The following is a 7,907-nucleotide window of genomic DNA, read 5'->3' as shown; positions in this document are numbered from 1 at the left end:
ACGCTTACTCAAAATTGGGAAAAATGACGAAAAATGTCGGAATATTTTTTCAACATCACTCATCTTAAATCATAAAAAATGCAATTTACTGTCACTAAACCCCTTCACCAAACCACACCCAAAGAACCCTTAAATTAAGAAAGTATTATTCTCCTATAACACTTCTTGGTGTCAGGCACCGAATAAATACACTTGTCCACCAGAAGAGGACAAGTGGAATAGTTACGTTTCTATTATTCTGAATTTTATAAAAATTAAAACTTTACAAATTGTGGTAATGCCCTTTATGATATATAACAATAGGAGGGGTATATTTGAGTAAAGTTTCTTTTAGTTGCTCTGAAATTCCTTACTTACGTTTTGGTGTTGGTGAACCTTTAGTCTTTATTCATGGGTTAGGAGAGGTAAAGGAGGGCTGGAACAATCAGTTTGAATTTGCGGATCAGTATGACTTGATTATTCCTGATTTACGAGGGCATGGTGAGCATATTACGAATGAGAAGATATCTATTCCACAGTTTGCCCGTGACATTATTACTCTATTAAATGACCTCCAAGTTGAAAGCGCTCATATTTGCGGATTATCAATGGGCGGAATGGTAGCCCAGGAAATTTATCGTCAGGCTCCCCATATGTGTCGATCATTAATGTTGGTGAGCACCTTTCATTTCATCCCTAGACACTTGGCAAAGTTAATAATAAACTATCGAAAAGTTCGCTCACTATCTACAACCCCAAGTTTACCAATAAACACGGCTGCTCGTATTTCACTTAATTCATGGAAAGGTAAAGTTTATCAGGACTTTCATAAATTTTACAAACCTAATCATGAGGTTTTTCTAAAATCGGTTAAAGCATGTCTGGAAGTGGATAATTTAAAACTACTTCCTAAAATAAAAGTCCCTACATTAATCATGGGATCCCAATATGATTCTGTCATCCCTGTATGGATCCAACTATTAATGCACAAACAAATTCGCCACTCTGAATTTGTGATCCTTAGGAACACTGGTCATATTGCCAAATTAGAACAAAAGGAGGCATTTAATAGAGTTATTCGCAACTTTTTGAAAAAACACTCAAAAGTAAGTTAAGGGAGGGATTTTTTCCTCCCTTCTTCCATGTTCTTTCCTTAGTTAAATTATCATATAATTTACCGTTACTTTTAAAAAGGAGGATTAAATTAATGCCAATAACTAATGGGAATGGTATTAATCTTTATTATGAGGTTCATGGAGAGGGAGAACCATTACTTTTAATAATGGGGTTATCACTAAATTCAAAATCTTGGTTCAGGACTCTCCCTGCTCTCAGTGAGCACTTTAAAGTAATTATATTTGATAATCGCGGGACAGGTCTTAGCGACAAACCAAATTCACCCTATTCGATCGAGCAAATGGCTGAAGATGCTAAATGCGTCTTGGATGCTGCCGGAGTAAACTCAGCCCATGTATATGGTATTTCAATGGGCGGGATGATTGCACAACGATTAGCACTTTTGTATCCTTCAAAGGTCCGTTCGCTTGTCTTAGGTTGTACAACCTCTGGGGGCGCGACACATGTCCAGCCTAATGCAGAAGTCTCGATGCTTATGCTTTCAAGGGGTTCTGCTGTTGCAACACCCGAAGAAATGGCGTGGGCCACCGCTCCAATCCTATACAGTCAATCATTTATAGAAAACCAACGTGAATTAGTAGCAGAGGACATACAAAAAAGAATAGAGATACCTGTTCTCCCTTACGCCTATATCCTTCAACTTCAGGCCTGCTTAGCTCACGATACCTCCAATGAGATTGACCAAATCGAATGTCCTGTCTTAGTTATCCATGGAGATGAAGATAAATTGGTTCCCTATCAAAATGGGGTAACCTTAGCAGAAAACATTCCGAATGCTGAATTTTTGACAATTAAAGGTGCTGGCCACATTTATGTAACTGAGGCCAATGATTTAGTAAATGAAAGAGTAGTAGAATTTTTAGAAAATCAATAATGATTTAAAAAATGCCCGTTCACTAATTGAATGGGCATTTTCATGTAAAATGGAAGATTGCCTATTAAGCTTTTACTTTAGCAATCTCTTCATTATGCAGCTGCTAGCCGATCAACCTTCATTTTCGTCTCATTATAGCTGAAGCTTTTTCATATTAATCGATCTGAATAGAGAAATCAATCGTTCGATAGGCTATAAGAAAGGTTGCTAAAGAGTATATGGCCTCACTTAACCCAAATATAAAAATGGAACTACTGAAAATGAATACATTCAATAACAAGATAATTTGTCCGATCGAAAAAGAAGAATGTTTACTTAATAAGATAGCTATCACTTCTGTTCCATCAAAACATCCACCGAATCGAATCGTTATGCCGACACCCAGTCCTAAACTAATTCCGCCAAGCACAATTACTAGGAGTGGATTGGTGGTGATGACAGGAAGCGAATCGAATACATAGGTTTCAAGCGATAGAATGAGAATGGCAAAAAGACTGAGCATGAGAAACCTTCTGCCCAGAAACCGATAGGCAAGGAGGAAAAAAGGTGTATTTAATACCAATAAAAACAATCCTATTTCTTCTTTTGAAATATAAGCAAGCAGGATACTTACGCCAATGATTCCTCCATCAATCACATGATTTTTCACCAAAAATAATTGTAAGGATAAGGATACAAGTGTAGCACCCAAAAAAATGAACAATAGCCGTTTGTAAAAAGAACATGCCCCTGCTCTGTAAAAATCAATATAAAAGTTCATCCTGTTCCTTATCATACTTGTCCCCTTTTTCAAGCAAATTCCATAGATTATTTGTGTTTAAAATATATTCAATTAACTCGAGAAACATTCTCTAACCCCCGAAACTAAAAAGAGCCACTCGTACAAATAGATAATTTATACGAGCGGCTCTTTCATGGTGTCAGGCACCATCATGCCTGTGAAGTAAGCGGATGCTTAAATTCATTTGGTAACGAGACGTTTGTTAGATTCTTTATAAAGAGGACATTATTGGTTTTATATGGCTGTTTTTCATATCCTTGTTCATGCCCATCAGGATGAAAATGGAAAATGACTTTACTGCAATTAGGCGGGACAATCATGCTTAACACTGTTTGAAGGTTTACCTTCCGAGGACTGACTATATCATAGAGATGTATACACCCCTCCTCCCTTTGAAAAATCACCAGTGCGTTCTCCTTCTCAAAATAGTAGAGGTCCTGACTAAAAACCATAGTACAATAAAACATGAGGAGCTCCTCACAATTTGAAGTTCCGAATTGTTCCGAAATAACCTTACGATTCCTCGCTAAATTATAGATGTACGCTAAATCCTCTGGATTGCTAGCATCTAATTTTCTCACTATAGAAGAAACTGCAGGCATATGATCATAGTCCAAAATAAATTGCACTTCATCTGTAGAAGAAAATCCGAATTTCGGGTAAAAATCCAATACATTTTGATTGGCAAACAAATAAATTATATCGACATGTTTATATTCGTCTAACACAATCTCCATCAAGCGTCTCGACAACCCCTTATTTCGATAATCAGGGTGCGTCATGACAGTCCCGATTTGAATTGCTTGTTTAACCTCCGCATTTACGACCAAATTTACAAGATTAACGGATACATTAGCTACCACTTGATTATGATCAACAAAAGAATACGGCAGATACTTTTCTGTCCAATATCCATTTTGGTGCCACGTTTCAAACTCTATTCCAAAAGTATCAGAAGCCAATTGATTAAAACTTTTCCTTAAATATTCATGATCTTTATAATCTTTTATTAAAAAGAATTCTTTATTTTTTTTATTGGTTATTATTTATGGTGATATATGAAACAATTGCATTACTTCCAGAACCTTGGGGGTACTTCAATTATGGGTGGTGGAAATTGAAGTATTCTATTCTTGTTGACCCTATTTTGTTAGTTATTTTACTGAATTATTATAAGTGGATTTGTAAAATTGAAAAAAAAGTTAACTAACAGGTGCAAGGGTTGAAGTTCAAGCAGCCATTCTTGGAGGCTTTTTTCTTATTGTACTAACGAAGCAGAATAGTTTAAGTACATACCTTCACAAAACATACACTACGGAAGGGGAAAATACTTTAAAACTCCAAAACATTCATTAATCATTCACATGTCTTATCTGAAAGGATTATAAAAGATTGGGGGCACGATCCGAATCAAAGGTTCTCATCGTACCCCGATAATTCGGGTTTTATAAATAAAAAAAGCCGAAGGCAACTAACCCCCGACCAACTCCAATTATAACACCTCAGTATTAATAAAATGGGCATGTATAAAATTACCACTATGAGTACCTATGTAAATCTCTATTGTATAAAGTTGGCTTTCTTGTAAAAGAATAAGGTAAAATCCGATAAAATACATCTCCTTCAGGTGATATAATGAAAAACCAAAAATTATTTTTAATTGCATTACTGGTTGTTCCTTGGTTAACTGTACCCTTTCTAAGTAAGAAAGCATTTAGAAGATTTCTTCCCACTGCCTTATTTATGGCTACTTTTACTAAAGCTTTAGATTTTTACGGTGAAAAGAAAAATTGGTGGAAATTTTATAGCGGTGTCGGACCTTTTAACAGCATGAATTTTATGAATTTCGGTCCATACCTTGTCACTAGCCTTTGGGTGTTAAAAATGACTTTTGGTAAATTTCCGTTATATCTGATTACAAATACTATTCTTCATACATCCTTTATCTTTGGAGGATTGAAATATGTAAAAGATTTTCGGATATTCACTTTAGAAAATTTATCAAAATTCAAATACCTGTTAATAGATTTCGTCAGGGCTTTAATCTTATATACTTTTCAATATATAACTGAACCTATCCCTACTAAGAAAACCATTTTTAAAAAGAAGTAGTTTCGATAAACCTTCAATTACGAAGGTTTTTATTTTTAAATTTCTTTACCAAACCAAATAAAAAGGACTGCTTTAATTAACAGTCTTCATCCCCCAAAAAATATATGTAAGGTGATTATTATGAGTGATTCTACCCCGTTAATCTAACTGGGTGCTTTTGTTCAGAATGATGATCGCTGCGGCGGTCATTTTTTGTTATTGAACTAAAGGAGCAGGTTAGTGAAAGAGGATATTAAGGTTTTATATAGAATTTAAGGAATTAAACAATAAAAATGGGTGGAGTTTTATGAGTAAAATAATAAACTATTACAATCAATTTGATGAGTGGGGAAGACTTGAAAGAGAACCGATTGAATTCCAAGTAAATTGGCACTATATAAAAAAATATTTACCCCAATCAGGACGTATTCTTGATAATGGTGCTGGACCTGGAAAATACTCATTGGAGCTTGCTAAAGATGGTTATAAGGTAACGTTGACCGATTTAACTCCAAAATTAGTTGAAATTGCTAAAAGTAAAGCAAAAGAACTTGATTTAGAAAGACAATTTGATGGTTTTTATACAGCTGATGCTAGAGAACTTAATATGATTAAAGATGAACAGTTTGACTCATCATTAATGCTTGGTCCAATGTATCATTTACAGAAAGAAAATGATCGTATTATGGCGGTTAAAGAATTACATAGAGTCACAAGAAAAAATGGGCTTGTTTTTGTTGCCTTTATGCCTAGAATTAGACACATACTTACATCGCTCTTATCTCCTGAGAATTGGAAGCCCAACAATAATATGGATACCATTCTTCAATTTTCTCAATCAGGTTGTTTTAATCACGCAGATGAGGGACGTTTTACAGGTGCGTATTATTTTAATATTGAAGACATCAATCCTTTTATGGAAGCACAAGGATTTGAAACTTTAGATTTAATAGGTTCCAATGCAGGAGCTATTTTAAACAATGATAGTTGGAATTACTGGAGAGACAAAGGTGAACAAGAAGTAAAGAAAATAATTGATTTAATTAAAGAGAAAGCAACTGACCCTTATAATCTTGGTATTTCATCTCACTTGCTCTACATTGGTAGGAAAAAGTGAACCTAATATCATTTCTTTATGTTCTAATGTGGTGCTTAAACAAGGCATCGCCTTTTTTGGTTTGATTAACACAGCAGAATGTGAAGTATAGTACTTAAAGTAACGGGTGAGTTCCTGGAACAAGCAGTTACGATTTTTTAAGGAGTTGAAACTCATATGATTATCAAAATAGACTTTGGTAACGATTATATTCAATACATTTCTTGTTCAACAAAAATAGGCAGGAAGATGAACTGTATTCAGGATAACTTTCTAGAGTGGATTTTTGATGAGGAAAAGAATTCAGAATATTGGGCTTTAGAAAATGGAGAAAGAGTTCATCCTAATTATGACGGAAAAGCAATAGTTGAATGGTTAAACAATGTAAGATTTAAGCGAGGAATTGCGAAAGCTAAATTAATCACGAATCCTCAATTAGGTGTTAAAAAGAAATTATATTTTTAGTGTTTTCTTAAATGTTTAATGTTCAACCCATAAGTTTGTGAAATAATTTACTTAAAGTAACGGGTGCTTTCCTTAAAGATATGGTTGCCAAAAACGGTACCCTATTTCGGAAAAACTTCATCATTTACGGTAGTTTTATGAAGGCAATTGGGATTTACTTTTCAAGTTTTGTGACAGGAAACCGAATCCGTAGGGTCAGAGCACTTTTTATGGGGAAGAATAGGACTTAATGGGATTTGAACCCATAAGATAAGCAAATAACGCCGATATAATCTATCTGTTCTACCTTCAGCCACAAGTCCTAAAGATAGTGTGTGAAATATCTGAGTCTTTATTCTAAAAAATTTAAATGAATGTTACACCCACATTATCGTATAAATCCTATCCTCTACATAGATAATATGAGAGATTAACCAAAGGAGATGATAAGGATGGAAACAAAGGATGATTTTTTAACTGGAGCTAAAGTAACAAAGGATAATCAAATTTATGGAACGCCTAAAAGCAAGAGCAAAAATGGTACCGGAGACTCACCAAATGATAATGTCGGTAAGAATAAAAAGGGACTCGGTCGATAAATGATCAGCCAAGAGTAATACTTGGCTACTATTTTTTGCTCCACTAGCTTTGGACTTTTAGCATAATGAATTATGTCAAGTAAATAACTAGTTAACAGAAGCTGATGGGGCGATGCTTTAATGATGCATCGCCTTTTCCTTGTTCCACTAACGTGCAGGTTAGCTAAAGAAGGAATTCTAATAATATTTAAAAAGTTTGCTATTAGTTTTCTTTTTGTTTTATATAAATAATTAAATGTTAGAGGTACGTTATATTTTATTACATCCTAAAACACCATTCTACTAGTAGAGGGCAAATTGATTGCTAACGATATCCTACTCCCACATACCCGTACGTTCCCACCCCTGCTACTGAAATAATAGGTTCAATATAAAAAAGGTCAACCAGTAAAAACTGATTAACCTTGTAACACGAAGCACCTGTAAGTGAAAAAGCTGTTTGTTTAAGCCCCCGTCTATTGTAGTCGCGTAATAACAAGGTGTGCTGAAACTGGCTCATTTCCTCCAGCGTTTGGAGTGATGGTCAGTGCCGTGGTATTGTCAGCAGGATTTCGTACAGTGAGTATTGTATTGATGGCGGTAGTTTGAATAAGAGCCATTCCTACTATCTGGGAAGTACCGGTTGCTCGTCCGACCACCGTATAGGGTTGTTCAATGCCATTTAGAGTTAAAACGAGTTGACCTGCTTCGTCGACACTCACCTGAAACAAGACTTGATAAGTGCCAATTCCAGCCAAGTTAAATGTATCGGCACCAGTGCGGGAAATCAACCCCCCGGCACTAATAGGTCCATTCTGCGGAAAATCTACATCTGTTCCGGAAGCAACTGTTGCTGAATTATTAGGAGGCATTAATGCATAAAAATCTGCAAAGGCTAATACTCCTCCCGCTGGTCCCTGAGGTCCC

Annotated in this window: 8 protein-coding genes and 1 pseudogene; 6 read left to right on the top strand and 3 right to left on the bottom strand. The window is 35.3% G+C overall.

What is annotated here, in order from left to right; genetic code table 11:
• Nucleotides 1–314 precede the first annotated feature (314 nt).
• Nucleotides 315–1,094 (top strand): alpha/beta fold hydrolase, encoded by a 780-nt coding sequence (locus tag V7659_RS06215; RefSeq protein ID WP_335538856.1) that lies wholly within the window; start codon nt 315–317, stop codon nt 1,092–1,094.
• A gap of 92 nt (nt 1,095–1,186) precedes the next feature.
• Nucleotides 1,187–1,990 (top strand): alpha/beta fold hydrolase, encoded by an 804-nt coding sequence (locus V7659_RS06210; protein WP_335538855.1) that lies wholly within the window; start codon nt 1,187–1,189, stop codon nt 1,988–1,990.
• 154 nt (nt 1,991–2,144) lie between these two features.
• Here the strand turns inward: V7659_RS06210 and V7659_RS06205 are convergent, their stop codons facing one another.
• Together V7659_RS06205 and V7659_RS06200 are read right to left on the bottom strand one after the other, a co-directional pair.
• Nucleotides 2,145–2,765, bottom strand: a complete 621-nt coding sequence (locus V7659_RS06205) for a YitT family protein (protein ID WP_335538853.1) — start codon at nt 2,763–2,765, stop codon at nt 2,145–2,147.
• A gap of 155 nt (nt 2,766–2,920) precedes the next feature.
• Nucleotides 2,921–3,733, bottom strand: a complete 813-nt coding sequence (locus V7659_RS06200) for a GNAT family N-acetyltransferase (RefSeq protein WP_335538852.1) — start codon at nt 3,731–3,733, stop codon at nt 2,921–2,923.
• Nucleotides 3,734–4,406: 673 nt separating this feature from the next.
• On the opposite strand from V7659_RS06200, the gene V7659_RS06195 reads away from it, so the two are divergent.
• From V7659_RS06195 to V7659_RS06180, 4 genes are all read left to right on the top strand, one after another.
• Nucleotides 4,407–4,883 (top strand): hypothetical protein, encoded by a 477-nt coding sequence (locus V7659_RS06195; protein WP_335538851.1) that lies wholly within the window; start codon nt 4,407–4,409, stop codon nt 4,881–4,883.
• Nucleotides 4,884–5,169: 286 nt separating this feature from the next.
• Nucleotides 5,170–5,979, top strand: a complete 810-nt coding sequence (locus V7659_RS06190; RefSeq protein WP_335538850.1) for a class I SAM-dependent methyltransferase — start codon at nt 5,170–5,172, stop codon at nt 5,977–5,979.
• A gap of 156 nt (nt 5,980–6,135) precedes the next feature.
• The gene (locus V7659_RS06185; protein WP_335538848.1) at nt 6,136–6,423 is read left to right on the top strand and encodes a hypothetical protein; all 288 of its coding nucleotides are present in this window, start codon (nt 6,136–6,138) and stop codon (nt 6,421–6,423) included.
• A 431-nt stretch (nt 6,424–6,854) separates the two neighbouring features.
• Nucleotides 6,855–7,001 carry a hypothetical protein gene (locus tag V7659_RS06180; protein WP_283879073.1) on the top strand — a complete coding sequence of 49 codons (147 nt, stop codon included), beginning with the start codon at nt 6,855–6,857 and terminating at the stop codon, nt 6,999–7,001.
• A gap of 455 nt (nt 7,002–7,456) precedes the next feature.
• Here the strand turns inward: V7659_RS06180 and V7659_RS06175 are convergent.
• Nucleotides 7,457–7,907: pseudogene (locus tag V7659_RS06175) on the bottom strand (collagen-like protein); the annotation flags it as partial.

Source organism: Neobacillus drentensis (assembly GCF_036966985.1).
Lineage (GTDB): Bacteria > Bacillota > Bacilli > Bacillales > Cytobacillaceae > Neobacillus > Neobacillus drentensis_E.
This window is presented reverse-complemented; position numbering and strand designations above follow the sequence as displayed.

What these genes read in the sequence shown, in the direction of transcription:
- V7659_RS06195 (WP_335538851.1), top strand. Translation starts at nt 4,407, where the DNA reads ATGAAAAACCAAAAATTATTTTTAATTGCATTACTGGTTGTTCCTTGG.
- V7659_RS06180 (WP_283879073.1), top strand. Translation starts at nt 6,855, where the DNA reads ATGGAAACAAAGGATGATTTTTTAACTGGAGCTAAAGTAACAAAGGAT.
- V7659_RS06205 (WP_335538853.1), bottom strand. Translation starts at nt 2,765, where the DNA reads ATGATAAGGAACAGGATGAACTTTTATATTGATTTTTACAGAGCAGGG.
- V7659_RS06185 (WP_335538848.1), top strand. Translation starts at nt 6,136, where the DNA reads ATGATTATCAAAATAGACTTTGGTAACGATTATATTCAATACATTTCT.
- V7659_RS06210 (WP_335538855.1), top strand. Translation starts at nt 1,187, where the DNA reads ATGCCAATAACTAATGGGAATGGTATTAATCTTTATTATGAGGTTCAT.
- V7659_RS06190 (WP_335538850.1), top strand. Translation starts at nt 5,170, where the DNA reads ATGAGTAAAATAATAAACTATTACAATCAATTTGATGAGTGGGGAAGA.